Annotated in this window: 1 protein-coding gene; it reads right to left on the minus strand. The window is 56.2% G+C overall.

Annotated features, from left to right (window positions below):
- Positions 1 to 390: hypothetical protein (locus E4T88_RS18165; protein ID WP_221411843.1), on the minus strand; the 390-nt coding region annotated here is incomplete at both ends.

Raw genomic sequence — 390 nt, forward strand, 5'->3', positions numbered from 1 at the left:
ATCCGTGGCTCGGAAAGCAGCCTCTGCTTGTCTTCACTGTTACGACGAAACAACCTGTGCACGAGGCTGTAGTTGGACACAAAGATCACAGGGGGGCCGATGGCTGCCATCGTCAGCAGGATATCGGTCACCTTAGAGGCGCCCTCACCAGTATTGATGTGCTGGGTCTCATCCAGAACGACCTGCGTGACGCCGTCCCGGTTGGATAGCCGACGGCATTCCACGAGCAATTTTTTCAGAGTGCCGCCATGCACGTCATGACCGCTGCCCTGAACGAAATCCACGAGAAGCTGCTTACCACTTGCTTTGCCGCGAGCGCTCGCATACCAAAGGGAGCTCAATTCGACGGTTCCCTGATATAGGTCACAAGTGAGTTCTACCGGTGGAGGC

The organism is Dysgonomonas mossii, assembly GCF_004569505.1.
Lineage (GTDB): Bacteria > Bacteroidota > Bacteroidia > Bacteroidales > Dysgonomonadaceae > Dysgonomonas.